General features: G+C 73.4%; 28 protein-coding genes and 3 pseudogenes. 10 read left to right on the forward strand and 21 right to left on the reverse strand.

Annotated features, from left to right (window positions below):
* Nucleotides 1–11: 11 nt before the first annotated feature.
* Together BJF80_RS10565 and BJF80_RS10570 are read right to left on the reverse strand one after the other, a co-directional pair.
* A complete protein-coding gene (locus BJF80_RS10565) occupies nucleotides 12–557 on the reverse strand; it encodes a stage II sporulation protein M (protein ID WP_075813443.1) in 546 nt (181 codons plus the stop codon).
* 35 nt (nucleotides 558–592) lie between these two features.
* Nucleotides 593–814, reverse strand: a complete 222-nt coding sequence (locus tag BJF80_RS10570; protein WP_075813445.1) for a hypothetical protein — start codon at nucleotides 812–814, stop codon at nucleotides 593–595.
* Between the two features lie 294 nt (nucleotides 815–1,108).
* Between BJF80_RS10570 and BJF80_RS10575 the strand changes: the two genes are divergently transcribed.
* Together BJF80_RS10575 and BJF80_RS10580 are read left to right on the forward strand one after the other, a co-directional pair.
* Nucleotides 1,109–1,702: a rhomboid family intramembrane serine protease gene (locus BJF80_RS10575; RefSeq protein WP_075813447.1), complete on the forward strand. Its 594-nt coding sequence runs from the start codon at nucleotides 1,109–1,111 to the stop codon at nucleotides 1,700–1,702.
* Between the two features lie 23 nt (nucleotides 1,703–1,725).
* Nucleotides 1,726–2,742 (forward strand): LLM class flavin-dependent oxidoreductase, encoded by a 1,017-nt coding sequence (locus BJF80_RS10580; RefSeq protein ID WP_075813448.1) that lies wholly within the window; start codon nucleotides 1,726–1,728, stop codon nucleotides 2,740–2,742.
* Between the two features lie 39 nt (nucleotides 2,743–2,781).
* On the opposite strand, the gene BJF80_RS10585 is transcribed toward BJF80_RS10580, so the two are convergent.
* Both BJF80_RS10585 and BJF80_RS10590 read right to left on the reverse strand, forming a co-directional pair.
* Entirely contained in the window at nucleotides 2,782–4,182 is a 1,401-nt protein-coding gene (locus BJF80_RS10585) for an MFS transporter (protein WP_237767542.1), read from the reverse strand.
* 40 nt (nucleotides 4,183–4,222) lie between these two features.
* A complete protein-coding gene (locus tag BJF80_RS10590; protein ID WP_075813451.1) occupies nucleotides 4,223–4,705 on the reverse strand; it encodes a MarR family winged helix-turn-helix transcriptional regulator in 483 nt (160 codons plus the stop codon).
* Between the two features lie 102 nt (nucleotides 4,706–4,807).
* Between BJF80_RS10590 and BJF80_RS10595 the strand changes: the two genes are divergently transcribed.
* The gene (locus BJF80_RS10595; RefSeq protein ID WP_075813453.1) at nucleotides 4,808–5,215 is read left to right on the forward strand and encodes a VOC family protein; all 408 of its coding nucleotides are present in this window, start codon (nucleotides 4,808–4,810) and stop codon (nucleotides 5,213–5,215) included.
* Between the two features lie 45 nt (nucleotides 5,216–5,260).
* Complete coding sequence (locus BJF80_RS10600) at nucleotides 5,261–6,259, forward strand: NAD-dependent epimerase/dehydratase family protein (protein WP_075813455.1); 999 nt, start codon at nucleotides 5,261–5,263, stop codon at nucleotides 6,257–6,259.
* Nucleotides 6,260–6,389: 130 nt separating this feature from the next.
* Here the strand turns inward: BJF80_RS10600 and BJF80_RS10605 are convergent, their stop codons facing one another.
* The 4 genes and pseudogenes from BJF80_RS10605 to BJF80_RS10615 all read right to left on the reverse strand — a co-directional run bounded on the left by BJF80_RS10605 (nucleotide 6,390) and on the right by BJF80_RS10615 (nucleotide 9,305).
* The gene (locus BJF80_RS10605; RefSeq protein WP_237767543.1) at nucleotides 6,390–7,361 is read right to left on the reverse strand and encodes a lactonase family protein; all 972 of its coding nucleotides are present in this window, start codon (nucleotides 7,359–7,361) and stop codon (nucleotides 6,390–6,392) included.
* 34 nt (nucleotides 7,362–7,395) lie between these two features.
* A complete protein-coding gene (locus BJF80_RS21190) occupies nucleotides 7,396–7,743 on the reverse strand; it encodes a hypothetical protein (RefSeq protein WP_321166381.1) in 348 nt (115 codons plus the stop codon).
* An 11-nt stretch (nucleotides 7,744–7,754) separates the two neighbouring features.
* The gene (locus BJF80_RS10610; RefSeq protein ID WP_321166382.1) at nucleotides 7,755–8,639 is read right to left on the reverse strand and encodes an alpha-amylase family glycosyl hydrolase; all 885 of its coding nucleotides are present in this window, start codon (nucleotides 8,637–8,639) and stop codon (nucleotides 7,755–7,757) included.
* Nucleotides 8,640–8,746: 107 nt separating this feature from the next.
* Nucleotides 8,747–9,305, reverse strand: a pseudogene (locus BJF80_RS10615) (AMIN-like domain-containing (lipo)protein).
* Between the two features lie 97 nt (nucleotides 9,306–9,402).
* Here BJF80_RS10615 and BJF80_RS10620 point away from each other — a divergent pair.
* The gene (locus tag BJF80_RS10620) at nucleotides 9,403–11,445 is read left to right on the forward strand and encodes an NADPH-dependent 2,4-dienoyl-CoA reductase (RefSeq protein WP_075813457.1); all 2,043 of its coding nucleotides are present in this window, start codon (nucleotides 9,403–9,405) and stop codon (nucleotides 11,443–11,445) included.
* Nucleotides 11,446–11,603: 158 nt separating this feature from the next.
* Here the strand turns inward: BJF80_RS10620 and BJF80_RS10625 are convergent, their stop codons facing one another.
* On the reverse strand, nucleotides 11,604–12,080 hold the full coding sequence (locus BJF80_RS10625; RefSeq protein WP_075813594.1) for a hypothetical protein: 477 nt from the start codon (nucleotides 12,078–12,080) through the stop codon (nucleotides 11,604–11,606).
* Nucleotides 12,081–12,170: 90 nt separating this feature from the next.
* On the opposite strand from BJF80_RS10625, the gene BJF80_RS10630 reads away from it, so the two are divergent.
* Entirely contained in the window at nucleotides 12,171–12,749 is a 579-nt protein-coding gene (locus BJF80_RS10630; protein WP_075813459.1) for a TetR/AcrR family transcriptional regulator, read from the forward strand.
* On the opposite strand, the gene BJF80_RS10635 is transcribed toward BJF80_RS10630, so the two are convergent.
* Nucleotides 12,730–13,389: a pyridoxamine 5'-phosphate oxidase family protein gene (locus BJF80_RS10635; RefSeq protein ID WP_075813461.1), complete on the reverse strand. Its 660-nt coding sequence runs from the start codon at nucleotides 13,387–13,389 to the stop codon at nucleotides 12,730–12,732. The two genes, BJF80_RS10630 and BJF80_RS10635, sit on opposite strands and share 20 nt — an antisense overlap.
* 82 nt (nucleotides 13,390–13,471) lie before the next feature.
* Between BJF80_RS10635 and BJF80_RS21610 the strand changes: the two are divergent.
* From BJF80_RS21610 to BJF80_RS10645, 3 genes and pseudogenes are all read left to right on the forward strand, one after another.
* Nucleotides 13,472–13,738 (forward strand): annotated as a pseudogene (locus BJF80_RS21610) (GntR family transcriptional regulator); the annotation flags it as partial.
* 538 nt (nucleotides 13,739–14,276) lie between these two features.
* Nucleotides 14,277–15,005, forward strand: a complete 729-nt coding sequence (locus tag BJF80_RS20195; RefSeq protein WP_237767544.1) for an aminotransferase-like domain-containing protein — start codon at nucleotides 14,277–14,279, stop codon at nucleotides 15,003–15,005.
* 59 nt (nucleotides 15,006–15,064) lie between these two features.
* On the forward strand, nucleotides 15,065–15,331 hold the full coding sequence (locus BJF80_RS10645; RefSeq protein WP_075813463.1) for a YdeI/OmpD-associated family protein: 267 nt from the start codon (nucleotides 15,065–15,067) through the stop codon (nucleotides 15,329–15,331).
* A 145-nt stretch (nucleotides 15,332–15,476) separates the two neighbouring features.
* Here BJF80_RS10645 and BJF80_RS10650 read toward each other — a convergent pair whose 3' ends face one another.
* From BJF80_RS10650 to BJF80_RS10665, 4 genes are all read right to left on the reverse strand, one after another.
* Nucleotides 15,477–16,094 (reverse strand): nucleoside/nucleotide kinase family protein, encoded by a 618-nt coding sequence (locus BJF80_RS10650; RefSeq protein ID WP_075813465.1) that lies wholly within the window; start codon nucleotides 16,092–16,094, stop codon nucleotides 15,477–15,479.
* Nucleotides 16,095–16,206: 112 nt separating this feature from the next.
* Nucleotides 16,207–16,932 carry a class I SAM-dependent DNA methyltransferase gene (locus BJF80_RS10655; RefSeq protein ID WP_075813467.1) on the reverse strand — a complete coding sequence of 242 codons (726 nt, stop codon included), beginning with the start codon at nucleotides 16,930–16,932 and terminating at the stop codon, nucleotides 16,207–16,209.
* 62 nt (nucleotides 16,933–16,994) lie between these two features.
* Nucleotides 16,995–17,441, reverse strand: a complete 447-nt coding sequence (locus tag BJF80_RS10660) for a helix-turn-helix domain-containing protein (protein WP_075813469.1) — start codon at nucleotides 17,439–17,441, stop codon at nucleotides 16,995–16,997.
* Nucleotides 17,438–18,130 carry a hypothetical protein gene (locus BJF80_RS10665; RefSeq protein ID WP_075813471.1) on the reverse strand — a complete coding sequence of 231 codons (693 nt, stop codon included), beginning with the start codon at nucleotides 18,128–18,130 and terminating at the stop codon, nucleotides 17,438–17,440. Before BJF80_RS10665 ends, BJF80_RS10660 begins: the two co-directional genes overlap by 4 nt.
* Nucleotides 18,131–18,204: 74 nt before the next feature.
* Between BJF80_RS10665 and BJF80_RS10670 the strand changes: the two genes are divergently transcribed.
* Nucleotides 18,205–18,861 (forward strand): DUF2461 domain-containing protein, encoded by a 657-nt coding sequence (locus BJF80_RS10670; protein WP_075813473.1) that lies wholly within the window; start codon nucleotides 18,205–18,207, stop codon nucleotides 18,859–18,861.
* 420 nt (nucleotides 18,862–19,281) lie between these two features.
* Here BJF80_RS10670 and BJF80_RS10680 read toward each other — a convergent pair whose 3' ends face one another.
* The 7 genes and pseudogenes from BJF80_RS10680 to BJF80_RS10705 form a co-directional block, all read right to left on the reverse strand.
* Entirely contained in the window at nucleotides 19,282–20,334 is a 1,053-nt protein-coding gene (locus tag BJF80_RS10680) for a xanthine dehydrogenase family protein molybdopterin-binding subunit (protein ID WP_414899293.1), read from the reverse strand.
* A pseudogene (locus tag BJF80_RS20200) lies at nucleotides 20,317–21,422 on the reverse strand (xanthine dehydrogenase family protein molybdopterin-binding subunit); the annotation flags it as partial. The gene BJF80_RS10680 and the pseudogene BJF80_RS20200, both read right to left, overlap by 18 nt.
* Nucleotides 21,419–22,420, reverse strand: a complete 1,002-nt coding sequence (locus BJF80_RS10685; protein WP_075813475.1) for an FAD binding domain-containing protein — start codon at nucleotides 22,418–22,420, stop codon at nucleotides 21,419–21,421. The pseudogene BJF80_RS20200 and the gene BJF80_RS10685, both read right to left, overlap by 4 nt.
* Nucleotides 22,417–23,001 (reverse strand): 2Fe-2S iron-sulfur cluster-binding protein, encoded by a 585-nt coding sequence (locus tag BJF80_RS10690; protein ID WP_075813477.1) that lies wholly within the window; start codon nucleotides 22,999–23,001, stop codon nucleotides 22,417–22,419. The genes BJF80_RS10685 and BJF80_RS10690 overlap by 4 nt, the downstream gene beginning before the upstream one ends.
* Nucleotides 23,002–23,005: 4 nt before the next feature.
* Nucleotides 23,006–23,551 (reverse strand): dienelactone hydrolase family protein, encoded by a 546-nt coding sequence (locus tag BJF80_RS10695; RefSeq protein ID WP_075813596.1) that lies wholly within the window; start codon nucleotides 23,549–23,551, stop codon nucleotides 23,006–23,008.
* 94 nt (nucleotides 23,552–23,645) lie between these two features.
* Nucleotides 23,646–24,317, reverse strand: coding sequence for a PAQR family membrane homeostasis protein TrhA (trhA, locus tag BJF80_RS10700; RefSeq protein WP_075813479.1), 672 nt, complete (start codon nucleotides 24,315–24,317; stop codon nucleotides 23,646–23,648).
* Between the two features lie 231 nt (nucleotides 24,318–24,548).
* Nucleotides 24,549–25,481 carry a DUF559 domain-containing protein gene (locus BJF80_RS10705; protein WP_143554079.1) on the reverse strand — a complete coding sequence of 311 codons (933 nt, stop codon included), beginning with the start codon at nucleotides 25,479–25,481 and terminating at the stop codon, nucleotides 24,549–24,551.
* Nucleotides 25,482–25,702: the final 221 nt, after the last annotated feature.

Below are 25,702 nucleotides of genomic sequence, written 5' to 3' on the forward strand. Positions count from 1 at the left end.
GAAGGGGCTGCTCAGCGCAGCTGGACGGAGACGAGGGTCTCCCAGGTGGCGGCCGCTACGATGACGACAAGGGCGACCGCGAGGAGGGGGACGGTCTCGGCTATCCCGGTGAGGTAGAGACGAAGGTAACTCCGGATGGTGCGCCGCTCCCGCGGCGCGGTCAGAACCCGCACGGCGGGGTGTAGGCCAGCCATCATGCCGAGCAGCACCGCGAGCGCCTCACCCGTCCCGTGGATGGCCAAGCCACCGAGGAACTGCTCCGTCGTGAGCCAGTGACGGCCCGTGGCCACCAGGATGGACAGGTTCGCCGCCACGACCGGCCCCAGTATCAGCGAGCCGAATCCCGCCGTCAAGATGCCGGTGGCGACCAGGGCGACGGCCCCGGCGTTGGCGAGCACGATCTGTCCGAAGAAGCGCACCCCGGTCGACGGTGGCGGGCCGGGCTCGGCGTGGTCCGTGATCACGCCGTGCAGGTCGTAGGTGGCCCCGGCGATGGCACCCAGCACCAGCACCGAGACCGCGAGGGAGACGAGGTGACTGACGTTTCGGGGCGACATGGCAACGACCTGCACGACGTGATGACGGGGCGTGCTCAGAAGACCAGGGCGGCCTTGCTGGCGTTCTTCAGCGCGTTGCGCAGCAGGAACATCACCCAGGCCCCGATCGCGATGGGGCCGGCGAAGAGGGCGATGGCGCTGGCGATGCTCATCCCGTTGAGGATCGCGTTGGCGATCCTGTTGGCCTGCGTCCCGTAGATCCCCAGGTAGCCGAGGGCCTGCATCGAGGCGAAGCCGCCGACCATCAGGCCGACCACGACGAGGGTGGTGGCCAGGCCGCCCTCGCGGCGGTCCGGTTGATGCTCATGGTGTTGTCGGTCATGGAGGTGTCCTTTCGTTGTCGAGCGTCTGCTCGGTGGGCGTCAGCTCTGTGGTGCTGACATCAGAAAGACTCGCCTCTGCCTGACCCTGATGGCCTCATCCTCCTGGCCGCCCGCGCCTCCTCCTTTGGGAGGGGATGCCAAGGGCCCCGCCCTCCTGCCCTCCAGCCCTCATCAGTCGCGGGGGCCCGCGACCCCGGTAGCCGGCGCGGCAGTGCCACACTGGGAGACGTGACCACCGCCAGCCCGGCCCGACGCCGCGTCGACGCACCCACCTGGGTGCGCCGCGTCATACCCGTGCTCGTGCTGGTTGCTCTCATGTGGGCGACCGAGATCGTCGACCTGGTGCTCCCGCTCAGCCTGGACCGGTTCGGGATCCGCCCGCGCGACCTCGGGCACCTGCAGGGGATCGTGCTGAGCCCGTTCCTGCACCTGGGGTTCGGGCACCTCATGGCGAACACCATCGTGCTGCTGGTGCTGGGGTCAATGCTGGCGCTGACCACCCGGCACCTGTGGCTGGTCACGGCCGGCGTCGCGCTCCTCGGCGGGCTGGGCGTGTGGCTGCTCGGCGGCCCGAACACCGTGCACATCGGCGCCAGCGGCGTGGTCTACGGGTATGCCGCCTTCCTCGCGGTCTACGGCTTCGTGGCGCGCAGGATCGGTCAGGCGCTGCTCGGGGTGCTCGTCATCGCGGTCTACTGGTCGATGATTTGGGGCGTGCTGCCGCTGCGCGAGGGAGTCTCCTGGCAGGGGCACCTCTTCGGCGCGGCCGCGGGGGTCGCGATGGCGATGTGGCTCGGCCGCCGCGACCGGCGGAATGTCTGACACCTTGACGCGTTGAGCAGGGTATGAAGCGCATCGGCTTTCTCTCCTTCGGCCACTGGACGCCGCACCCCCAGTCGGCGACGCAGTCGGCCTCGGACGTCCTGCTCCAGTCGATCGACCTGGCGGTCGCCGCGGAGGAGCTCGGCGCGGACGGCGCCTACTACCGCGTCCACCACTTCGCCCGGCAGCTCGCCTCGCCGTTCCCGCTGCTCGCGGCGGTGGGCGCTAGGACCGAGCGGATCGAGATCGGGACCGGCGTCATCGACATGCGCTACGAGAACCCGCTCTACATGGTCGAGGACGCCGGCGCGGCCGACCTCATCTCCGGCGGCCGGCTCCAGCTGGGCATCAGCCGGGGGAGCCCCGAGCAGGTCATCGAGGGCTACCGGCACTTCGACCACCACCCCGCCGACGGTGAGAGCGACGCCGACATGGCGCGACGGCATACCGCGCGCTTCCTCGACGCGCTCGAGGGTGAGGGTTTCGCCCAGCCGAACCCGCGACCGATGTTCCCCAACCCGCCCGGGCTGCTGCGCCTCGAGCCGCACAGCGAGGGCCTGCGTGAGCGCATCTGGTGGGGCGCCGGCAGCCGCGGCACCGCCGAGTGGGCGGCCGGGGAGGGCATGAACCTCATGAGCTCGACCCTGCTCACCGAGGACACCGGCGTGCCGTTCCACCAACTGCAGGCCGAGCAGATCCAGCGCTACCGCGACGCCTGGACCGCCGCCGGGCACCCCCGCGAGCCGCGCGTGTCGGTGAGCCGCAGCGTCTTCCCGCTGCGCTCGGAGCAGGACCACGCCTACTTCGGGCTCGAGCGGCGCAGCACCGACCAGGTCGGCATCATCGACGGCTCACGCTCGACCTTCGGCAAGACGTATGCCGCCGAGCCGGACGAGCTGGCCCGCCAGCTCGCCGCCGACGAGGCGATCGCCGCCGCCGACACCCTGCTGCTCACCGTGCCCAACCAGCTGGGCGTCGACTACTGCGCGCACGTCATCGAGGGCGTGCTGGAGGTGGCGGCCGAGCTCGGCTGGCGCTGAGCGCAAGCCGGGGGTGGCGAGCCCGGGATCGTGATCGGGTCAGTCGTCGACCCGGAAGGCCGCGACCTCGCGGTGGGTCAGCGCGACCCACGCGGCGGCGCCCAGGCAGGTGAGCGCGCCGACAAGCGCAGACCAGGCCGGGGTCGTGAGCCCGGCGACCAGGCCGGCGCGGGCGTTGCCGATGTCCGGGCCCGCGACACCGATGACGTGCTCGACCGAGGACACCCGGCCCAGGTGGCTGTCCGGCGTCGCGAGCTGGACCATCGCCGCCCGTGAGGTGACCGAGACGGTGTCCGCCGCTCCGGCCAGGACGAGCGAGCCGAGCGCTGCCCACGCCAGCCCGGTGAGCGCGGCCAGGCCGAAGCCGAGCAGAGCCAGCCCCCAGACCCCGACGGCCAGCAGCTGCACGACGCCGAGGCGACGCCGCCGCGTGACCAGCCCGGACATCAGGCCCGCGCTCACCCCGCCGATGGCGATGCAGGTGAGGAACAGACCGAGGGTGCGCGGGTCGCCGCCGAACAGGGTCTGGTTGACCATCGGGAAGAGCGCGACGGGGAACGCGAGCAAGGTCGCCGCGAGGTCCAGCAGGAACGACCCGCGCAGCACCGGGTCGCGCCGCACCTGCGCGACCCCCTCGGCGAGCAGGACGAGGGCGGTGTGCACGCGTCGACGCAGCCGGGCACCCCGCGCTCCGGGGTATGCCCTCCCACCGGTCTCGGTGCGGGGCACCGGGCGGCGATGCAAGGCGGCGTCGCTGCCGTGGTCCGAGGACGTACCCCGCTCTGGAGGTGTGTCCTGCTCGGGCGGCGTCCCCCGGTCCGAGGACTCGCCCCGCTCCGGCGACAGCGCGGGCAGCGCCCACACGGTCCAGGCGCTGAGGGCGAGGGCCACGGCGTTGACGAGGTAGCAGACCGCCGGGGAGGTCACGCCGAGCAGGAGACCGCCGAGCGCGGGGCCGACCATCATCGCGGCCTGGAAGCTGATCATGTGCAGCGCGATCCCGGCAGGGACGAGCGTGCGCGGCAGGAGCCGCACGATGAAGGTGCGCCGGGCCGGCGAGCCCAGCGCGCTGCAGGCCGTCTGCAGGCTCAGGACGCCGAGCAGGAGCGGGAGCGGGTAGAGCCCGACGACCAGCTGTGCGGCGAGCGTTGCCGCCGCCAGGGCCTGGCCGGTGGTGGCGGCCAGCGCCACCCGGCGCCGGTCGAGGACGTCCGCGACCGGCCCGCCGACCAGCCCGAAGACGATCATCGGCACCGCCTGAGCCACCCCGATCAACGCCACCGAGAACGGGTTGCGCGTCATCTTCCAGACCTGGAAGAGCACGGCGACGACCGCGACCTGGTGACCCAGCCCCGAGAGCGCACCTCCCGCCCAGATCCGGCGGTATGCCTGGCTGTGCCGCAGCGGCGTGAGGTCGATCAGGGCGCCGCGCGGACTCACCTCCCGCCCCACCGGGCGTCGCGACTGGTGGCTGCGCGGCTCACTCCGGCCCGCCCAGGTGGTCCGCCAGCCGCTCGGCGAACGACCGGCGCTCCAGTGCCGCCGCCAGGTCCGCGGCGGCCTGGCTGAGCGCATACGGCAGCTCGGCCTCGACCTCGGCGATCGCGGCCTCGGTGGCCCGCCACTCGGCCTCGGCGAACGGGACGAGCGCCCGACCGCGATCGGTCAGGGTGACGATGCGGGTGCGGCCGTCCTGACCCGCCTCGCTGCTCACGAGACCGGCTCGGCGCATCTGCGCGATGGTCTGGGACAGGGCCGAGTGGCTGCGGTCGACCTCGGCCGCGAGCGCGGTGATCGTCATCGGCCCCAGGCGGGCCAGCCGGATGAGAGGGAGCGCGAAGCGCGGTCGCACCTCCCCCTCGCCCCGCTCGCGATAGACAGCAGCGACCGCGGCATCCATGTCCCCCAGCACGGCGAAGAGCTGCTCGAAGCGGCTCTCACGGGTCGGGTCGGGTGATGTCATAGCGGTAATATAAAAGCACTGTCAGGATCACCGCCCGGCGTCCAGCCCCGGTCCCCGGGCCCGACCGATGATTCTCCCACCAGTTGGGGGTCACACTGGGGCATGAGCACCGATCTGCCTCCCGCCCTCCTCGGCCTGCACGACGCCTTCAACGGCTTCTCCGTCGACGACCTCGACGCCGCGGAGGCGTTCTACCGCGACACGCTCGGCATACCTGTCGAGCGCAGCGAGGAGCCGATGGCCATGCTCTCGCTCCGCCTCGGCGCCCGGTCCGTCCTGGTCTACCCCAAGGGCCCGGCGCACACCCCGGCGTCGTATACCGTCCTCAACTTCCCCAGCGACGACGTGCGCGCGACGGTGCAGGAGCTCACCGACCGCGGGTTGGAGTTCCTGCGCTACGACGGTATGCCGCACGACGAGCTCGGCGTCATGACCGGCGGTGGCCCGCTCATCGCGTGGTTCACCGACCCGGCCGACAACGTGCACTCGGTGATCCAGCGGGAGGGGTGAGCGGGGCCCCGGCCGCCCAGGGGGCGGGGCTGGTAGACCTGAGCCATGAGACTGCTGCTGCTCGGTGGGACCGCCTTCCTGGGCCGCGCCGTCGCGATCGAGGCGGCGGGTCGCGGCCACGAGGTGACCTGCCTCGCCCGGGGCAGCGCACCTCCACCTGACGACGTCACCTTCGTGCGTGGTGACCGGGACGAGCCGGACGGCCTGGCCGACGTGCGGGACGAGTGGGACGCCGTGATCGACGTCACGCGGCAGCCCGGCCAGGTGCGGCGCGCGGTGGCCGAGCTGCGCACGCCGCACTGGGTCTTCGTCTCCACCGCCAACGTCTATGCCCCCGCGCCGGGTGTCCGTCCGGTCGAGACCGACGCGCTGGTCGAGCCGCTGGCGGGTGACGTGATGGGGTCGATGGAGGAGTACGGCCCGGCCAAGGTGGCCTGCGAGAAGGCGGTGCGGGAGGGGATGGCCGCCGCCGGAGGGAGCGCAACGCTGGCGCGTGCCGGGTTGATCGGTGGGCCGGGCGATGTCTCCGGGCGCCTGGGCTACTGGCCCTGGCGGTTCGCGCACCCCAGCGGACCTGACGTCATCGTGCCGGACGACCCCGACTTCCCCGTGGCCGTCATCGACGTCCGGGATCTCGCCGCGTGGCTGGTCGACGCCGCGGAGCAGCGGCTGGACGGGGCCTTCAACGTCACCGGCGAGGTGGTGCCGCTGGGTGAGGTGCTCGCAGCCGCGGCCCGGGCGGCGGGCGCGAGGGTCCGTGCGCGGCCCGTTGACCTGCCGACCCTCGCCGAGCTCGGGGTCAACGCGTGGATGGGCCCACGGTCACTGCCGCTGTGGATCGACGATCCGGACCTGCGGCAGGCCACGGCCCTGGACATCTCGCGCGCCGTCGCGTCGGGGCTCCGGCTACGGCCGCTGGCCGAGACGCTCGCGGACACGCTGGCCTGGGAGGAGACCCGCGACGCCCCTCGCGCGGCCGGCCTCACCGATGCCGAGGAGCAGGAGATCCGGGCCAGGCTGGACAGCCCCGACACCCGCGCCTGATCCCACCGGCCAACCACTCACGACGCCAGGTGGGTCACAGGCCAACCACTCAAGACGCTCGGTGGGAGTCAGACGGTGATCGAGCGGGCCCAGTTGGCGCCGGCGCCGGTGTCGTAGCGGCCGACCTCGGTCAGGCCGCCGTCGCGCCGACCGAGACCAGCGCCACGTCGGTGTCCTGCTCACCGGTGACGACGGCGAGCTCGCCCCCGGCGAGCACGGTGAAGCCGCGCGGCTGGGTCACCGTGTCGATGATCGACACCGGCTCGCCCACCGACCCGTCGTCGGCCACCGGCAGGCTCGCGAGCGTCGACTCGCACCGCTCGCTGGCGAGCAGGACCCGCCCCTCCCGGGCCAGGTGCAGGTCGGCGCCCCAGACGAGGTGTCCCTCGATCGGGTCGGCACCGAGCTCGCTGCGGCTCAGCCCCCGGTCCTGGGCATAGGCCGGCACCTGGCCCGTCAGCACCAGGTCGCCGCTGCCGTCCCGGGCGTAGGTCAGGACCTCCCCGGAGAACTCGGTCATGACGTAGGCGTGCGACTCGTCCGCGTCGAGCACGAGGTGCCGCGGCCCGGACCCCTCCGCCGCGGCGGCCGTCGGCGGCGCGAGCGGCGACAGCACGCCCGCGGGCGACAGGGCGTACTGCGCGACCACGTCGCCCCCGAGGGACACGACGTAGACGTGCCGGCCGTCGCCGGCGACCGCGACGCAGTGCGCGTTGGGCCAGCTCACGGCGGCGGTGGGCTCCTCCACGTGCCCGTCGCCGTCGACGCCGAAGACCTGCGCGCTCCCCCCGCCGTAGGACGCCCCGACGAGCAGGGTCCCGCCGTAGGCCAGCGCGAGATAGGTCATCGAGCTCTCGACGTCGGTCCGCGACAGGTGCTCGAGCCGGCCGCTGCTGCGCTCCAGCGCGAAGACGTCGATGCCGGGCGGGTCGCCCTTGGCGGCGGCATAGACGAGGTCGCGCTCGGCGTCGATCACGAAGGTGCCGCACCCCTGCCCCACCTCGCTCACCGCGATCCGCTGCAGCGCCGGCCCGTCAGGGTCGACCCGGAAGGTGCTCACCGTGCTGTCGCCGGCGTTGGCCACGAGGACGAGTTCGGTCATACCTCCACGGTATGCCGTCGCGCGGACAGCGTGGTCAGTCGCCCGCCGCCCAGCGGAAGAGCTCTCCGTCGGCGCCGGTCACGACCACCTGCGCCTGCGGCGCGAGCGAGAGCTCCACCCGAAGCCACTGGTCCTGCCCCGAGGAGACGTAGGTGATCGCCTCGTTGCTCTGCGTCTCCACCTCGGTGCGGGCGCGCGCGAGCCAGGCGTGCTGGCGCCGCAGCCCGATGAGCCCGCGGTGCAGCGATCGCATCCACTCCCCGGCCGGGTCGAGGTCGGCGGGAGTGTCCGGGAGCTCGGGGCGGATGGCGTCGTCGCCGCCGAGCCGCTCCTCCTTGAGCCCCTGGTATGCCTGCTCGTCGCCGTAGTAGATCGACGGCATGCCCCCGACCGTCATGAGCACCGCGAGCGCGAGCGCCGCGCCTCCTCGCCGACCTGCGTGGCGATGCGGGTGACGTCGTGGTTGCCGACGAAGGTCTGCGGCACGAAGGAGTCGAGCAGGGCGTCGTGCCGTCCCAGCGCGTGCGCGAGCTCCCAGCAGTTGGTGTCGTGGATCGAGCTCCAGACCGCCTTCCACAGCTCGTACTGCGTCACGGTGTCCAGGTCGCTGTCGGCGACGACCTGGGCGTAGTCGCCGTGGATGACCTCGCCGACGAAGAGCGCGTCGGGGAACTCCTCGCGCACCCGGGCGGTGACCCGCGCCCAGAAGTCGGCCGGCACGGCATACGCCACGTCGAGCCGCCACCCGGCGATCCCGCGCCGCAGCCAGCGCAGCATGACGTCGACCACGAGCTGCTCGACATCGGGACTCCCGTGGTCCAGCTCGACCAGCCCCTCGTGCCCCTCCCAGGCCGCGGGCCGGCCGTCCTCGCCCTGCTTGAGCAGGTGCGCCCGGTCCGGGTCGTGGACCATCGGGTGGTCGGCTCCGACGTGGTTGAAGACCCCGTCCAGCAGCACCGACAGGCCCCGCTCCCGGGCCTCCTCGATGAGCTGGTCCAGGTCGCCCTCGTCGCCCAGCCGGGGGTCGACCCGGTCGTGGTCGAGGGTGTCGTAGCCGTGGCTCGACGCGGAGAAGACCGGCCCGAGCAGCACTCCCGAGCAGCCGAGCTCGACGACGTGATCCAGCCAGGCCACGAGCCGTGGGAGCCGGTGCTCGACCGGCGCGTCGACCCCGCCCTCCAGCACGGCGGGAGCGCCGACCGCACCGAGCGGGTAGACGTGCCACCAGATCGCGTGGTCGAGCAGCCGCTGGGCGCCGGGGGCTGGGGTGTGGGCCATGGGCCCATCCTCTCGCAGGTCCTCCTCCCCGCACCGCCAGCCGGTCCGTCAGCCGCCAGCCGGCACGAGCAGGCCGACAGCCGACGAACCGGCGGGCAGTGGCGTGCTCACCAGCGGTGGGCGACGTCGATGACCAGCCGCTGACCCGACCCGGGGCCGTCGAGCACGAAGGCCCGCATGGGCAGCCGCGCCCGCACCCCGAGCCCGATCGAGGTCTGGCCCTCGTAGCTCCCGCCGAGGCGCGCCTGGCGCAGCGTGCGGTAGCCGTCGGTGCCGACCAGCTCGGCCGGGCGCGCGGGTCGTAGACCGGGTCGCCGTCGCGTCGTAGGTCGGGTTGCCGACCACGACCTCGATCTTGGCCCCGCCGCGCAGCGACAGCGCCTGCCCGCTCCCGGGGGCACGGTAGGTGCTGACGTAGCGCACCGAGTACTCCCCCGCGTCGCCGGAGACGTCGAGGACGACCCGGTCGAAGCAGGAGTGCCGCCCGGCCCGGACGTCCGTCAGCGGCGCCGGCTCGGTGTCGTAGCCGGTGACCTTGGGCAGCGAGCCCCAGGTGATGCCGCAGTAGGGCGCGGCGGTGGCGGCGGGTGCCGCGAGCGTGACCGGTGCGAGCGCCAGGCCCGCCAGCAGGGCGCTGGCCAGCAGGGCGCGTGGTGTGGTTCTCATGACGACCTCCTCGTCGTGACAGTGGTATGCCCATGTCGCATCGAGGAGGCGGAAGGTTGCCGCCAGATACCGATGCACCGGCGGTTACTGTGGGGTAATGACTCCCGGCGCGAGCGCATACCCGCACCTGCTGCGCCCGCTGGACCTCGGCCACCTCACGCTGCGCAACCGCGTGGTCATGGGCTCGATGCACACCAAGCTCGAGGACCGCGCGCGCGACATCGACAAGCTCGCGGCCTACCTGGGTGCCCGCGCCGAGGGCGGGGTCGGGCTCATGGTGACCGGTGGGTATGCCCCGAGCTGGCGCGGCTGGCTGCTCCCCTTCGGCTCGAGCATGGTCCGCGCGGCGCAGGCGCGGCGGCACCGCACGGTCACCGACGCGGTGCACGAGCACGACGGCGCGATCCTGCTGCAGCTGCTGCACGCCGGGCGCTACGCCTACCACCCGTTCGCCCAGGGGGCGTCCCGGGAGAAGTCGCCGATCACGCCGTTCCGGCCCTCGGCGCTGTCGACCCGGGAGGTCGGCCGCACCGTCGACGACTTCGCGCGCTCGGCCCGGCTGGCCCAGCGCGCCGGCTACGACGGCGTCGAGATCATGGGCTCCGAGGGTTATCTCGTCAACCAGATGCTCACGGCACGCACCAACGACCGCACCGACGAGTGGGGCGGCTCGGCGGCCGCCCGGATGCGCTTCCCGCTGGAGATCGTGCGCCGCACCCGGGAGCTGGTCGGCGACGACTTCGTCGTGCAGTACCGCATGAGCCTGCTGGACCTGGTGCCCGACGGCCAGAGCTGGGCCGAGACGGTCGACCTCGCGCACGGGCTGGTCGAGGCCGGGGTCACCCTGCTCAACACCGGGATCGGCTGGCACGAGTCGCGCATCCCCACGATCGTCACCTCGGTGCCCCGCGCCGCCTTCACCTGGGTCACCGCCCGGCTGCGGCAGGAGGTCGACGTGCCCGTCATCGCCTCCAACCGGATCAACCGCCCGGAGGTCGCCGAGGAGATCCTCGCGGCCGGGGAGGCGGACCTGGTGTCGATGGCGCGCCCGTTGCTCGCCGACGCCGACTGGGTCCGCAAGACCGAGCAGGGCCGGGAGGCCGAGATCATCCCGTGCATCGCCTGCAACCAGGCGTGCCTGGACCACACCTTCGACAACAAGCGCGCCACCTGCATCCTCAACCCGCGCTCCGCGCACGAGACCGAGCTCGTGCTCAGCCCTACCCGGTCTGCCAGGCGGGTCGCCGTCGTGGGCGCCGGGCCGGCAGGGCTCGCCTGCGCGGTCGAGCTGGCGGGTCGCGGGCATACAGTCGAGCTGTTCGAGGCCGCCGAGCGGGTGGGCGGGCAGTTCCGGCTGGCCGCGCAGATCCCGGGCAAGGAGGAGTTCCGCCAGGCGATCGCCTACTACGAGCACATGCTCGGGGTCCGTGGTGTGCGCGTCCACCTCGGTATGCGCGTCGTCGCGTCGGACCTGGAGGGCTTCGACGAGGTCGTGGTGGCGACCGGTGTGGCGCCGCGGGTGCCCGACATCGAGGGCATCGACCACCCCAGCGTGCTCACCTATCCCGAGGCGATCCGGGAGCCGGACCGCGCCGGCCGCCGGGTCGCGGTGATCGGCGCCGGGGGCATCGGCTTCGACGTCAGCCGGGCGCTGCTGCACGAGCCCGACGAGACCGTGGACGAGTGGCGCGAGCGGTGGGGCGTCGCCGACCCGTGGGAGGAGCGCGCCGGGCTGGGCGACAAGGAGCACCCGCCGGTGCCGCGGGAGGTGCACCTCGTGCAGCGCAAGACGTCCCGGCACGGCACGGGGCTGGGCAAGACCTCGGGCTGGGTGCACCGGACCGAGCTGCGGGACGCGGGTGTCGGCTTCGTCGGCGGGGCGGAGTACGTCCGGATCGACGACGACGGCCTGCACCTCACGCTGCCCGTCGAGGGCGGCGACAAGGGCGAGCGGCGCCCGTACGTCCTGGCGGTCGACACGGTCGTGCTGTGCGCCGGCCAGGAGTCGGTGACCGACCTGGTCGAGCCGCTCGCCGCGCTCGGGGTGCCGGTCCACGTGGTCGGCGGGGCCGACGTCGCGGCCGAACTGGACGCCAAGCGCGCGATCGCGCAGGCCACCGAGCTGGCCGCCCGGCTCTGAGGCGCCGGGCGTGGCCTGACGCGGTGGGCCTCGAGCAGGTCGGCCGCGAGCGTCGACCCGTCGTCGAGGTCGACCTCCACGCCCTGGGCACCCGGCTAGTAGGTCCTGACCCGGCAGCCGGTCCGCAGCACCGGCTCCGGTGCCGCGGGGCAGAGCGCTCAGGCGGTCGCGAGCAGGTCGACGCCGAGGGTCGCCAGGACGCCGAAGAGCACGCCCCAGAGGATGATCGAGACCACCTGCCAGACGATGACCCCGCGGGTGTTGGCACCGAAGGCCACGAGCGCGCCCGAGGTGATCTGGCTGGGCAGGACGGTCTGACCCAGCAGGCTCACGCCCGGGACCCCGAAGCGGTCGAAGAGTCTGCGGAGGCGCTGCTTGCGGAGCGACATCTGCTCGGGCGCCTCGGTGCCGCGGCGACGTCGGAGCGAGTCGGCGGAGAGCACCACCAGCGTCATCGTGACGATGTTGCCGACGACCGCGGCCAGCACAGCCACGACCGGGTTGAGCCCGGCCACGACACCGATGACGGACCCGAGGTAGCTCTCTACGAAGGGGATCGCCCCGGCCGCCATCACCCCCAGCCATTGCAGCACGGCAGGAAGCCCGGCGGTCCACTCCTGAAGACCCTCGATCATGGTCACGTCCCCTCTCGGCGTTGTCTAGCACGGTGTACTAACGTAAGATTAGCACACCGTGCCAGTACGCCGTGCTACCCAGGAGGCCGGATGAGCGAGGAGCGCCGCCAGCAGATCGTCGACGCCGCCCGACGCCTGGTCGACCGGTCGGGTCTCGAGTCGATCAGCGTGCGCACCGTGGCGCGGGAGGCCGGGATCGGCGCCAGCACCCTGCGGCACTACTTCCCCACCCAGGCCGACCTCTTCGACGTGCTGCTCGAGCCGGCGCTGGACCGGATGCTCCCCGACCTGCGCATCGCGGACCGTCGCGTGGCCCCGCGCCGCCGGCTCACCGAGTGCCTGATGCAGTACTTCCCGTCAGAGTTCCTACGACCGGAGCACACCGCGATGTGGTTCGCGTCGTATGCCGTGGCGGTCGGGCCGGGCGCGACCGACCACGGCACCCGCACCCTGGAGCGGATGGCCGCGCTGTCCCGCGACCGGATCGAGAGCTGGCTCGTCCGGCTGGAGGAGGAGGGGGCGCTGCTCGTGGAGCGGGACCGGGCGATGCGGCTCGTGCTCAGCGTCCTGGACGGCATCTGCGTCCAGCTCATCACGCCGGGCACGATCTTCACCGTCGACGACGTGCTCCCCACCGTGGAGCAGGCGGTCAGCGCGGTGGTGCGCTGACCGGGGTGGCGGGGTGCGCGTCGAGCACCGCCTGCACCGACGGCGGCACCGGCGCGGTGACGCCGGGGGTGGGTTCGGGCATACCCGCGACGACGCGCAGCGGGAGCACCCCGGACCAGACGGCGGGGTCGGTCGCCGGGTCGGTGCCGCCGGTCCGCGCCTTGAACAGCCACGCCCCCTGCTCGATCGGCAGGGCCAGGCACGTCGTGGCGGCGAGCTCACGCCGCGTGCTGCTGCGCACCTCACGCGTGCGCCCGGGCAGCAGCCGCTCGGTCAGCCGGTCCAGCCCGGCCCGGGCGTCCTCCCCGGTGAGCTCGACCGGCGTCCCGCGCAGCACGGCGCTGCGGTAGTTCGCCGAGGAGTCGAAGGCGCTCTCGGCCACGACCAGCCCGTCCATCGACATGACCGTGAGCGTGACGGGCGCGCCGGCCCGCAGGTGCCGCAGCGCACCGGCGCCGGTGGAGCCGTGCAGGAGCACCCGGTCGCCGTCCCGGGCGATGAGCAGGGGCACCGTCCACGGCAGACCGTCGACCACGGTGGCCAGCACGCCGACAGGCACCTCGTTGAGCAGCTCGTCCAGGCGGGCGCGGTCGTCGATGTAGCGCTCAGGCTTGCGGGTCGGGGTCGACAGGTCCGTCATGGCTCCACCCTCCCCCGACAGGTGGTCCTGCGCCAGATCCACTCCACGCACGAATCGGCGGACCACTTCTAGACTCAGTGGTATGCCCCTGCCCGTCACCAGGACCACCGCCCGACGTCCCTCCGTCCGGTGGCCCGGGCCCATCTCGGTCCCGGCCGGAGACGGGTCGCTGCCGCACCGGCTGAGCGGCGCCGTGGTCACCGCGATCGCCCGCGGTGAGCTCGCGCCGGGGGACGCGCTTCCCTCGACCCGCGCGCTGGCCACGCAGGTCGGGGTCGGCCGCGGCGTCGTCGTCCATGCCTACGACGAGCTGGCGGCCGCGGGCTACGTCGAGGCTCGCCGGGGCAGCGGCACGGTGGTCCTGCCCGGCGCCGACGCCGCGGCCCGCGCGGCACACCTGCCGGACCCGACCGGACACCCCGTGCGTCCGCGCGGGTCCGGGAAGACGGCGGACGCACGGGGTGTTCGGTCGGAGGGAGACGCGGACGGACGGGGTGTCCGGTCGCAGATGCAGGCGGACAGCAGGCCTGTGCGGTCGGCTGCGGGCACGCACGACCTCCGGCCGGGGCACACTGAGCCCGCCCTGATCTCGGACCGGGACTGGCGCGCGGCGTGGCGGCAGGGCGTACCCGGCACACCGGGTGCCGAGGCGCTCAGCCGAGCCCGGCACCCCGAGCTCGAGGCCGCCCTGGCAGACCACCTGCGCCGGATGCGCGGGCTGGTGGTCAGCCCGGACGAGGTGGTCGTCGTCCCGGGCGCCAGCGCGGCCTTCCGGATCCTCAGCGCCGCGGCCGGGCTCGCCGACCGGACGGTGGCACTGGAGGACCCCGGCTACCGCCGGCGCGGGCCGCGTTCGTCCAGGAGGCGCCCGAGTCCGCCCCGTCCCGGTGGACGACGACGGGCTCGACCCGGCGCTCCTGCACGACAGCGACGCTGCCGTCTACGTCACGCCGGCCCACCACTACCCGCTGGGCGCACGGATGCCGGTCGCGCGGCGGGTCGAGCTCGTGGAGCGGGCCCGCGCGTGGGGCCAGCTGGTCGTCGAGGATGACTACGACGGGGAGTTCCGCTACGGCGTGCCGCCGCTGCCCGCGCTGCGCTCGATCCGGGGCGCGGAGGCGTGCACCGCCTACGTGGGGACGGCCAGCAAGATCCTCACCCCCGACCTCGGGCTGGCGTGGCTCGTGCCGCCGCGCCCGGTGCTGCCGGCGGTGCGCGAGGCGCAGGACAGCCTGTCGCTGGGAGCCTCACCGGTCGCGGCCCGGGCGCTCGCCCACCTCATCGACACCGGAGCGCTCGGCCGTCACCTGGCTCGGGCCGCACGGCTCTACCACGCCCGGCGGGACGCGCTCGTGGCCGCGCTCTCGGCCCGCCTGCCCGACCTGCGGGTGAGCGGCGTCGAGGCAGGGCTGCACCTGGTGCTCCTGCTGGCCGACCCGGCCGCGGACGACCGCGCGACGGCGTCCCGGCTGCTCGAGCGCGGCATACGGGTGGAGGCGCTGAGCGACTACTACCTCGCCACGCCGCGAGCCGGGCTCGTCATCGGGTATGCCCGGATGCCGGAGTCGCGCGCGACGGACGTCGCCCGGGCCGTCGCCGCGGCGGTGCCCCGCTGAGCGGAATCCGTCCCCTCGGGGTGTCGCGCTTGCGCTGCGCAGTCCCTACAGTCGGGACCATGGCGACCACGACGGTGCCCGGCGGCGCGGTGCACGACCTGCCCGACGACCTGCGCGCGGAGCTGACCGACCACGACGACGCGCTCGCGGCGTGGCTCGACATCACGCCGCTGGCCCGCAACGAGTTCATCTGCTGGGTCGAGGACGCCAAGCAGGACCGGACGCGCGCCCGGCGGATCCGCCGCACCCGGGAGGAGCTGCAGGAGGGGATGCGGCGCCCGTGCTGCTGGCCCGGCTGCAGCCATCGGGAGAGGACCGGGTCCTGACCAGGCCCAGCCGCGCTAGGTCGCGCTCGGCATACCAGTCGCGGGCCTGGGCGACGTCGTCGGCGAAGTAGCTCAGCGTGGCGACCCCCCGCAGCGGACTCGTGGTGTTCATGCGGACTCCTCGTGATCCGGTGACGTCCCGAGCCTAGCCAGCAGCGCCGACACACCCCTCGGTCCCGACCAACGTCCCGTCCGGGCCCGCCTGCACCACCAGGTCCGGGGCGTCCGACCGGTCCCGGATCGCGCGGGCGTTGGCCTCGTCGACCCGCTCGACCCAGGCGCGGGCCTCCTCGGGCGTCTTGCCGAACTCGACGTGCCGCTCGACCAGCCGGGTCTGCCGCAGCTGCTCGTCGACCTCGACCCACCAGACCGCGTCGAGCCGGGCTCGCGAGGTCCGCCAGCGCGGGTGCCGGTCCAGCAGGTAGTTGCCCTCGGTGACGACGAGCCGCACCGCGGGCAGCACCACGAGGGCCGCGGCCACCGGCTGCTCGAGGGTGCGCTCGAAGCCGGGGCCGTAGACCGGGTCGGCCGTGTCGTCGCGCAGCCGGGCCAGGAGCGCGGCATACCCCTCGGCGTCGAAGGTCTCCGGGGCTCCCTTCACGTCCAGCAGCCCGAGCCGCTCCAGCTGGGCGTCGGCGAGGTGGAAGCCGTCCATCGGCACGTGCCCTACGTGGCCGGACCCGTGCCGCTCCGCGAGAGCGGCGACCAGGTCCAGCGCGAAGGTCGTCTTGCCCGAGCCGGGCAGCCCGGCGACACCGAGCAGCGCGCGCCTCGCGGCGGGACCAGGGCATCGGCGAGGTCGAGCAGGTGCGGGGCGAGCGGCATACCCTCAGCGTCGCAGACGACCGGTGCTCTCCCTCGTGGACCCGCCCGGATCAGGCGCGCCAGACCGAGACGTGGCTCTCGCTCTCCGCGGTGAACGGCGCGCCGCGCCAGTCCGCGGTCCGGCTCTCCAGTCGCAGCCCCGCCAGGCGGGCCATGAGGTCGAGCTCGCTGGGCCAGACGTAGCGGAAGAGGTGCGGCCAGTAGCTGTAGGACCCGTTCGCCTCGCGCGAGTAGTGGTGCGACATCGCCTGCTGCGTCACCGGGTCGTAGGTGTCGAGCCCGACGTGCTCGGCGGAGACGTCGAAGGGGATCGCGACCTGGCCGGGCGGAAGCCGCCGCAGCGCCGGCACCCCGACCTCGACGACGAAGCGGCCGCCGGGCCCGAGGTGCCGCGCGGCGTTGGCGAAGCACGCCACCTGCTCGTCCTGCGTGGTGAGGTTGCCGATGGTGTTGAAGACGAGGTAGACCAGCGCGAAGGTGCCCTCGACCTGCGTGGTCGCCATGTCGCCGATCGTCACCGGGAGGTCGGGCGCCTTGCGACGCAGCTGCTCGGCCATCGGCTCGGACAGCTCGATCCCCACGACCCCCACCCCCCGCTCCGCCAGGGGTATGCCCACGCGCCCGGTCCCGATGGCCAGCTCCAGCGCGCGACCCTCACCGGCCAGCTCGGCGAGCCGGTCGACCGTGGGGTCGAGCACGTCCGGCGCGAACATCGCGGCGGAGGCCTCGTCGTAGCTCGCGGCCGTCGCCTCGTCCCACAGGTCGCTCGTCGTCATGGCGCCCAGCCTGGCGCGGGAGGGACCAGCGCGCGAGGGGTTTACGGCACCTGAGCGGGCCGCTAGCGGGAGGCCGCGACGTCGGCAGCCCGCCGCATACGCATCAGCAGCGCGGCCGACGGCACGACCGAGCCTGAACGATAGGTCGACAGCCGGGAGGGGGACGTGCCGATCCGGCGGGCGAAGTCCCCCGCCGTCAAACCGCTCGCCCGGATCAGGCGCGTGACCTCGTCGCCGACCTCAGCGCGTTCCGCGGCCGCTGCCTCCGAGCGGGCAGTGTCGATCGCGCGACCCAGCAACGCGGTCACTCCCGAGGCACCGGCGTAGCCGAGGTAGTCCTCCACCTGACGCGCCACCGGCCCCCACGGGTCCTGGCGGATGCGCGCCGTGATCCTGGCCCAGTCACGGACGCTTCCCCGCTCCAGCAGTGCGACGACCGCCTCGTAGGGCCAGGTGTCGACCGGTTGCCCAAGGTCGACCTCGACATTGCGGGGGGGACGGGTCGTCACGGCTCCACCGCCCGGAGAAGCCCGTCGGACAACTCCTGACACACGCTCTCGACAGCGAGCCAGTCGTGCCACCGCGGGTCCAGCCCCTTGTAGCTGCCGAGCTGCTCGATCACCCGAGCGTCGCGCGGCCGCGGGGCGGCCAGTCGCTCCACCAGCGCTGTCAGCACTGAGTCTGCCTCGCCCGAGCGGTCGGCGTAGTAGTCGTCGATGCCGACCAGCACGCTGGTGGCCTCGTCGAGCCCCAGTCGGTCGGCGAGCGCCACGGTGTCCAGGTAGTCGCGCACCGCGTTGCGCTGCACCACGAGGTATGCCTTGATCCGCAGCATCTCCGGAAGGGGCGGCACGCGGACCGCCGTGCCGGCGCTACCGCCGACCGGGACTTCCTCGACCTCGAGCGGGCGGGTGCGACGCAACTGACGCAACCCCGCTTCGATCCCGTCCAACGAATCCAGCAACGTCAGCGGCGGCGTGCTGGCGCGAACACTGGTGACCCATCCCTCGCTCGCCTCCACCGCCTCCACCACCTGGGCATACCGCTCCGACAGATCGCTGAGGACGTGGTCGTGGTTCAGGGAGAGACGGTGCCCAGCGTGCAGGGCAGCTGCGGTCCCCCCGACGAGGACGGCCTCAGGGACCATCTGCTGCAGTCGAGCTGCAGAGGCGAGGACTGCGTCCAGGTCGACGTCCATGTTGATGATGTTATCGGAACAGATAACTGGCTGTCAGCCTGCCGCCGCGCCGCTCGTGCGGGCACACTGGAGACATGTCCTCCTTCACCGGCATCCCGCACGCCGCGACAGACTTCTACGCCCGGCTCGAGGAGGACAACACCAAGGAGTTCTGGGCCGCGCACAAGCAGGACTACGAGCGGGACGTCCGGGCGCCGCTGGTGGCGCTGACCGAGGCGCTCGCGCCGGAGTTCGGCGAGGCCAAGCTCTTCCGCCCGCACCGCGACGTGCGCTTCTCGAAGGACAAGAGCCCCTACAAGACGCACCAGGGTGCCTACGTGCAGACGGCCGAGGCCACCGGGTGGTACGTCCAGGTGTCCGCCGACGGGCTGCTGCTCGGCGGCGGCTGCTACCACATGGACTCCCCCCGGCTGCGGGCCTACCGAGCCGCGGTCGACTCGCCCGGGACCGGCCAGCAGCTCGAGCAGATCGTGGCCGACCTGCGCGGCGGGGACTGGGAGATCAGCGGCGAGCGGGTCAGGACGGCGCCTCGCGGGTGGGACCGGGAGCACGAGCGGATCGAGCTGCTGCGGCACAAGGACCTCGCCAGTATGCGGTGGGTCGAGGACGGCGACATCGTCACCACGCCCCGGCTCGTCGACGAGGTCCGTGAGCGCTGGGAGCAGGTGCGTCCGCTGGTCGACTGGCTGGCCGCGACCGACGCCGGTCGACCAGCAGCCGCCGGCCGATGATGATCCGCCCCGCCGAGCTGGCGGGGATCAGGGCTGGCGACGTCGACCTGGCCTTCCCGGTGGGACCGTCCCCGGGTCAAGGTCGGCACACGGCTGCGCACCGGGGTCGGACTCGTCGAGGTCACCTCGCTGGAGCAGGTGGCCGTCTCCACGCTGCGCGCCGAGGACGCCCGCCGTGCCGGGGCCGCGTGCGCGCGCTCCAGCTGGGCTGTCGCGTCCGCGGGGGTGCTGTCGACGAGCGACACCGCGGAGAGGTCACCGCTCTCCAGCCCTGCGGCCAGGTCGGTGGCCACCTGTTTCGGGCTCCCCTGCGGCCCGGCGTCGCAGGCCGCCGTGGTCCCGAGGAGGGCGGTGGCCAGCGTCAGGACGAGCAGGCGTCGTGCGACGCCACCACCGCCCGACGTGGTGGACGGCGTCCGGTCATCGCGTGGAGGTCGACGTCGCCGACTCCCACGCCTCGAGCACCCGCCCCGGGGTGAACGGCAGCTCCCGCAGCCGCACCCCCGTCGCGTCGAAGATCGCGTTGCCGATGGCGGCCGGGACCCCGACGATCCCGACCTCGCCGATGCCCTTGGCGCCGGTCGCGCCCATCCAGGGGTCGGGCTCGCCGACCCAGCCGACCTCGATGTCCACGACGTCGGCGTGCGCCGCCACGTGGTAGCCCGCGAGGTCGGCGTTGACGACGTGGCCGAAGCGCGGGTCGCGGTAGGACTGCTCGAAGAGGGCACCGGACAGGCCCATCGTCATGCCGCCGACGAGCTGGCTGCGCGCGGTGCGCGGGTTCATGATCCGGCCGCCGTCGAAGTGGCCGTAGAGGCGCCGCACCCGGACCTCACCGGACACCTCGCTCACCGCCACCTCGGCGAAGTGCACGCCGAAGGCCATCCGGGTCACGCCGCGCACCCCCTTGGGCATGCGGGTGCGCGCGCGGGCCGTGGCACCCTCGGCGGGCGCGCTGCCGTGCTCCTCCCGGAAGGCCTGCGCCGCCTCGACCACCGCCGAGCCCCACCCGAAGGTGCCCGTGCTGCCGCCGGCGATGATCGCGTAGGGCGCGTCGGTCGTGCCGATCCGCGCCTCGACCTGGTCCTGCGGCACGTCCAGCGCCTGTGCGGCGATCTGCGCCAGCACGGTCCACGCGCCGGTGCCGATGTCGCTGGCCTGCATGCTGACGACGTAGCGCCCGCCGGTATACGTGATCCGCGCCAGGCTCGGGCCCATGCCCATCTGCGGGAAGGCCGCGCACGCCAGGCCCTGCCCGAGCAGCCACTCGCCCTCGCGCCGACCGCCCGGCTCCCGCTGCTGCTCGAAGCCGAAGACCCGGGCACCCTCGGTCAGGCAGGTGCTCACGTGGCGGCTGCTCCACGGCTTGCCCGACTCCGGGTCGACCTCCGGCTCGTTGCGCAGCCGCAGCTCGACCGGGTCGATGCCGGCCTCCCGGGCGAGCTCGTCCATCGCCGTCTCCAGCGCGAACATCCCGGTGTACTCCCCCGGCGCGCGCATGAAGGTGCCCGGCGCGATGTCGAGGTGCTGCGCGCGGTAGCCGATGCGGCGGGTGGCGGAGTCATACATCGTCAGGCTCGGGCCTGCGGTCGGGTCGATCCACGGGATGACCCGGGAGACGGGGGCGAAGACGTCGTGCTCGATGGCCTGCAGCCTCCCCTGCTCGTCGGCCGCGAGCGCCACCCGCTGCCGGGTCTCGGGACGGTAGCCGGTGCCCGCGAACATCTGCGGTCGGGTCAGCGCGAGCTTGACCGCCTGCCCGGGCAGCATCCGCGCCGCCATGACCGTGACCATGAGGTGGGGGTGGGGCATACCCTTCGTGCCGAACGAGCCGCCGACGTAGGGCGAGACCACCTCGACCTGGGTCGGCAGCAGCCCGAAGCGCCCGCGAGCACGCCCTGCGGCGCGACGACGCCCTGGTTGCTGTCCCACACGGTGAGCCGCGTCGTGCGCGGCTGCAGCCTCGCCCACCGATCGTGCTCCTCGTGCCAGAGCGCGACGACGCTGTGCGGCTCGATCGGGTTGTGGTGGTTGGTGGGGGTCGCATAGTCGCCCGCGACCCGGTATGCCGCCCCAGCCAGGGCGGCGTCGACGTCGCCGACGGTGTGCTGACCTGGGTAGATCCCCATGACCCGCCGCAGCGACCGGACGTCCCGACCGTGCTCGTCGACCCGGACGTCCGGCTCGCCGGGGGCGTAGTCGACCTGGACGAGGGAGGCGGCATACCTCGCAGTCTCCAGGCTGTCGGCCACCACCGCGGCGACGATCTCGCCGCGGTAGCGCACCCGCGGCTTGCGCAGGACGGTGAGGGTGGGCAGCGTCGGCAGGGCGAGGCGCGGGGCGTTGTCGTGGGTGAGGACGAGCCGCACGCCGCGCACCGCGCGCGCCGCCTCGGTGTCGATGCCGGTGATCTCGCCGGCGGCGATCGTGGACAGCACGGGAGCGAGGAAGAGCGCCTCGCCGACCTCGTGCTCGTAGGCGTAGGGCGCCAGACCTGCGACCTTGAGCGGGGCGTCGACCCGCGCGCGGTCCCGGCCCTGCTCGGTCGCGGCATCGCTCATGCGTCCTCCTCGGTCAGCGCGTCCAGCACTGCCGGGACGGCGCGCTGCAGCTGGAGCACCTTGTAGGCGTTGTCGGGACCGGGGCGGGCCTGCTCCAGCTCGGCGGCGATCGCCGCGGCGTAGGCCTCGTGGGTGGCCGGGCCGCCGCGCAGGGCGTCCTCGGCGCGACGGGCGCGGTGCGGCTTGTGGGCGACCCCGCCGAGCCCGAGCCGCACGTCCGCGACCCGGCCGTCCTGGACGTCGAGCGCGGCGGCGACGGAGACGGTGGCGAAGGCGTAGGACGCGCGCTCGCGCAGCTTGCGGTAGCGGGAGTGCGCGGCGAAGCCGGGACCGGCGATCTCGATCGCGGTGATCAGCTCGCTGCGGTCCAGCGTGGTGTCCTGCTCGGGGTGGTCGCCGGGGAGGCGGTGCAGGTCGGCGAAGTCGATCCGGCGCTCGCCGAGCGGTCCCTCGACGACGACGGTGATGTCCAGCGCGGCGAGCGCGACGCACAGGTCGGAGGGGTGCACCGCGACGCAGGCGTCGGAGGCGCCGATGAGGGCGTTGTAGGTGCCCAGCCCCTCGATCGCCGAGCAGCCCGAGCCCGGCTCCCGCTTGTTGCACGGGGTGCTCGGGTCCTGGAAGTAGACGCACCGGGTGCGCTGCAGCAGGTTGCCGCCCATGGTCGCCATGTTGCGCAGCTGGCCTGAGGCCCCCGCGAGCATCGCGGCGCTGACGACGGGGAAGCGTCGACGCACGAGCGGGTGCGCGGCGACGTCGGCGTTGCGCGCCAGCGCCCCGACCCGCAGCCCGCCACCCTCCAGCTCGGTCACCTCGGTGAGGTCGAGGTGGCTGACGTCGATGAGCCGGTCCGTCTCGCGGATCCCCAGGCGCAGATGGTCGATGAGGTTGGTGCCGCCCGCCAGGTATGCCGCGCTCGCCCCGTCGTCGGTGGCGCCGGCCGTGCGGCGCAGCGCGTCGGCGACGCTCGTCGCCCGCTCGTAGGTGAACGGCCTCACGACGCCTCCTCCTCGGAGTGCCCGGTCGCGGCGGCGCGCTGCGCGGCGGTGTCGCGGATGGCGGCGACGATGTTGACGTAGGCGCCGCAGCGGCACAAATTGCCGCTCATCCGCTCGCGGATCTCGGCGTCGCTGAGCTCGACGGCGGCGTCCGGGTCGGCCAGCGTCGAGGGGTCGGTGACGTGGCTGGGCATACCGGCCGCGGCCTCGGCGAGCATCGCCTGCGCCGAGCAGACCTGCCCGGGCGTGCAGTAGCCGCACTGCAGCCCGTCGCGGTCGACGAAGGCCTGCTGCAGGTCGCTGAGGTCCTCCGGGCTCCCCAGTCCCTCAGCGGTGACCACCTCGGTGCCGTCCAGGGACGCGGTGAGCGACAGGCAGGAGACCACGCGTCGCCCGTCGACGAGGACGGTGCAGGCGCCGCACTGGCCGTGGTCGCAGCCCTTCTTGGCCGAGGTGACGCCCAGGTGGTCGCGCAGCGCGTCCAGCAGCGTGGTGCGGACGTCGTGGGTGAGCTCCTGGGGCGTGCCGTTGACGACGATCTTGGTGGAGAGGGTGCTGACTCCGCCGGTGTCGTGCTCCATCCCCTCAGTCTGCCTCGCGACCTCCGGGCGCGCATGCCGATGTCGTGAGGGCGTCGACGAGGTGAGCGGTGGCCAGCCGGTGCCAGTTCGCCCGGTGCCGCATCATGCCGTGGGTGTCGGCGAGATCGGCACGAAGGGTGACCTCCGCGCCCAGCTCACGCAGCCGCTCGGCGGCGCGCAGCGAGCCCTCGGGCGAGGTGAGCTGGTCCTCCGTGCCGTGCAGGAGCAGCGCGCGCCCGCCGGCCGGTGGGCGCAGCAGCGGCAGGTCGGACTCCTCCACCCAGGCGGCCGCCGTGACGAGGGCGTCGACCTCGCCGGCCAGGCGCAGCGCCGCCCGACCACCCATCGAGTAGCCGAGCAGCCCCACCGGTCTGCCCGGGTGCTCGTCCCTGACCCGCTCCAGCGCCCAGACCGCGTCCCGCAGCGGCGCGCCGTCGTTCCAGCCGCGGCGGGCATACCGGAGGAAGGAGACGCCGATCCGGTGCCGGGCGCGGCCCTGGCCATGGCGGAGGCGAAGAGGCGGCTCCGCAGGACCGAGAGCTGGCGCCAGCTCGTCGGCTCGGTGCTGTGCTGCTGGCCGCCGTGCAGGACGAGGACGTGGGCGCGCTCGTCCCGGTGCTGCCGGACCGTGCGGAGCCGGGGCGTCACAGGACGTAGAGGTACATGAGCAGGAAGTGCAGCGCCGCGGCGATGACGACCAGGACGTGCCAGATCTCGTGGAAGCCGAGGACGCCCGGGACCGGGTTGGGCCGCTCGAGGATGAAGATGACGAAGCCGACGCTGTAGACGACACCGCCGGCCGCCATGAGCACGAGCGCACCCAGGGGGAGGCTGAGGCCGCCGAGGACCAGCACGACGGGCATCCAGCCGAGCACGATGTAGAGCGTGTTCGTGACCCACTTGGGCAGGTCGCGCCAGACCGACCGGGCCGCGATGCCGAGCGCCGCGATCAGCCAGACCGCGCCGAGGACGGTCCAGCCGAAGACGGTGCGGTCCAGCCCGAGGACCAGCGGCGTGACCGTCCCGGCGATGAGGAAGAAGACCGAGGTGTAGTCCAGCGTGCGCAGCACCTCGTTGGTGCGCGGGCTGAGGTCGAGCCCGTGGTGCAGCGTGCTCGCCACGAGCAGCGTGAGCAGCGACGCGGCATAGATCGACAGCCCGACGACCTTCCAGGGGTCGCCCTCGGCGCCGGCCTGCGCGACGAGCAGCCCGCCCCCGAGCAGCGCGAAGCAGGAGCCGACGAGGTGGGAGATCGTGTTGATCCGCTCGTCGGTGACGTGGACGCTGCCGTCACGGCTGCGCTGCGCTGTGTCCATCGCTCGCTTCCGGTGGAGGTATGCCCTGCCCCACCAGGGTAGACGCGACACCAGCCTGGTGGGGCTCACCCACGAGCCCCCGCGGTCACACGCGTCACGTCCTGCCGAGATGTGCACATCCGCGGGGTCTATAACCCCCGCGGACGGGCATACCTCCGCAGCGTGGTGCCCACGAGACGGGTGAGATCCGAGGTATGCCGCCCGGCCGCAAGGGGTGGCGAGGGGCGACCCTCAGCGGCGACGGGCACGGGCCCGCGCGAAGGCGCCCTTGACCTTGCGGGCCACGGCGGCAGGGTCGTCCAGGTCGGCCCAGGTCAGCCGGACGACCTCGTAGCCCAGCTCCCGCAGGCGGTCCTCCCGGAGCTTCTCGCGGCGGAGCGCTGCGGGGTCGTCGTACTTCTGCATCCCGTCGAACTCCAAGACCACCTTCTCGGCCCGGTAGAGGAAGTCGACCCGAGCCACGAAACGCCCATTACCGTCGACGATCTCCGCCTGCTGCTCGGGCAACGGCAGGCCCAGGGTCAGCACCACCCAGCGGCAACGGGACTCGCCGGCCGACTCGCTCAACGGCGAGGCCAGCGCCACGGTTCGCGCGGCGGAGAGATAGCCCCGACCCCCGCCGAGGACCGGCAACGCCTCCTCCAGCTGCGCAACGGTGACCCGCCGATCGCGCAGCACCGCATCGGCGCTGACCAAGCCTGCTTCGACCCCGAAGCGGGCCGCCACCTGCAACGGCGCCAGGGCCAGCGTCACCGCGGGCCCCCACTCGAGATCCACGAGGAACTCCCGGGGCACCCGACGGTGCATGACCATCACGGCATCCTGCGAAGAGCGGCCACCATCGGTGCGGCAGAAGTGAGCGCGGTCATCGACCCCGTGGACGCCCACCCCCTGCACGGTCAGCGAGCTGTGGAGGCCGAACGCCACCCCAGCGCCGGGGCCGAGCCCCCGCAGCACCGCCCTCGCCCGCAGCTCGTGACGCGCCCACGGCGCGGCTGCCCGCCATACCGGTCCAGCGACGAAGGTGGCCCGACGCAGTCGCACCAGGCTCCCGTCCGCGACCATCGCCCGCGTCTCGCGCGGCCCCACCCCCAACGCCGCCAGATCGGCCGTGGCAGCGACGTGCCCCAGACCGTCCAGCAGATTCACCATGTCCCCCCGCATCGGCCCAGCATGCCCGAACCGGACGCCCTTCTCGGCGGCTGTCCACAGGCCCGCGCAGCTCGCCACCCCAGGCACTCTCGCCCCACCGTCCCCCGCCTGCGGAGAGATGTTCAGATGCTGGGGTCATAGCCCCGGCAACCGGACATATCCCCGCATCGTGGTGCCCTGGGTGCTGAGACTCGCGGTGGGTCGGCCCGTGACCGGGCGGCGAGGCATCGTTG

It is taken from the genome of Serinicoccus sp. CUA-874 (assembly GCF_001942225.1).
GTDB classification, from domain to species: Bacteria; Actinomycetota; Actinomycetes; order Actinomycetales; family Dermatophilaceae; genus Ornithinicoccus; species Ornithinicoccus marinus.

Coding starts and splice junctions, on each gene's coding strand:
- BJF80_RS10655 (WP_075813467.1), bottom strand. CDS start 16,932: ATGACGACGAGCGACCTGTGGGACGAGGCGACGGCCGCGAGCTACGAC.
- BJF80_RS10670 (WP_075813473.1), top strand. CDS start 18,205: ATGTCCTCCTTCACCGGCATCCCGCACGCCGCGACAGACTTCTACGCC.
- BJF80_RS10635 (WP_075813461.1), bottom strand. CDS start 13,389: ATGACGGACCTGTCGACCCCGACCCGCAAGCCTGAGCGCTACATCGAC.
- BJF80_RS10680 (WP_414899293.1), bottom strand. CDS start 20,334: ATGTTCGCGCTGGAGACGGCGATGGACGAGCTCGCCCGGGAGGCCGGC.
- BJF80_RS10665 (WP_075813471.1), bottom strand. CDS start 18,130: ATGGACGTCGACCTGGACGCAGTCCTCGCCTCTGCAGCTCGACTGCAG.
- BJF80_RS10565 (WP_075813443.1), bottom strand. CDS start 557: ATGTCGCCCCGAAACGTCAGTCACCTCGTCTCCCTCGCGGTCTCGGTG.
- BJF80_RS10630 (WP_075813459.1), top strand. CDS start 12,171: ATGAGCGAGGAGCGCCGCCAGCAGATCGTCGACGCCGCCCGACGCCTG.
- BJF80_RS10600 (WP_075813455.1), top strand. CDS start 5,261: ATGAGACTGCTGCTGCTCGGTGGGACCGCCTTCCTGGGCCGCGCCGTC.
- BJF80_RS10610 (WP_321166382.1), bottom strand. CDS start 8,639: ATGGCCCACACCCCAGCCCCCGGCGCCCAGCGGCTGCTCGACCACGCG.
- BJF80_RS10705 (WP_143554079.1), bottom strand. CDS start 25,481: ATGCGGGGGGACATGGTGAATCTGCTGGACGGTCTGGGGCACGTCGCT.
- BJF80_RS10625 (WP_075813594.1), bottom strand. CDS start 12,080: ATGATCGAGGGTCTTCAGGAGTGGACCGCCGGGCTTCCTGCCGTGCTG.
- BJF80_RS10595 (WP_075813453.1), top strand. CDS start 4,808: ATGAGCACCGATCTGCCTCCCGCCCTCCTCGGCCTGCACGACGCCTTC.
- BJF80_RS10690 (WP_075813477.1), bottom strand. CDS start 23,001: ATGGAGCACGACACCGGCGGAGTCAGCACCCTCTCCACCAAGATCGTC.
- BJF80_RS10605 (WP_237767543.1), bottom strand. CDS start 7,361: ATGACCGAACTCGTCCTCGTGGCCAACGCCGGCGACAGCACGGTGAGC.
- BJF80_RS10645 (WP_075813463.1), top strand. CDS start 15,065: ATGGCGACCACGACGGTGCCCGGCGGCGCGGTGCACGACCTGCCCGAC.
- BJF80_RS10590 (WP_075813451.1), bottom strand. CDS start 4,705: ATGACATCACCCGACCCGACCCGTGAGAGCCGCTTCGAGCAGCTCTTC.
- trhA (WP_075813479.1), bottom strand. CDS start 24,317: ATGGACACAGCGCAGCGCAGCCGTGACGGCAGCGTCCACGTCACCGAC.
- BJF80_RS21190 (WP_321166381.1), bottom strand. CDS start 7,743: ATGCCGTCGATCTACTACGGCGACGAGCAGGCATACCAGGGGCTCAAG.
- BJF80_RS10580 (WP_075813448.1), top strand. CDS start 1,726: ATGAAGCGCATCGGCTTTCTCTCCTTCGGCCACTGGACGCCGCACCCC.
- BJF80_RS10620 (WP_075813457.1), top strand. CDS start 9,403: ATGACTCCCGGCGCGAGCGCATACCCGCACCTGCTGCGCCCGCTGGAC.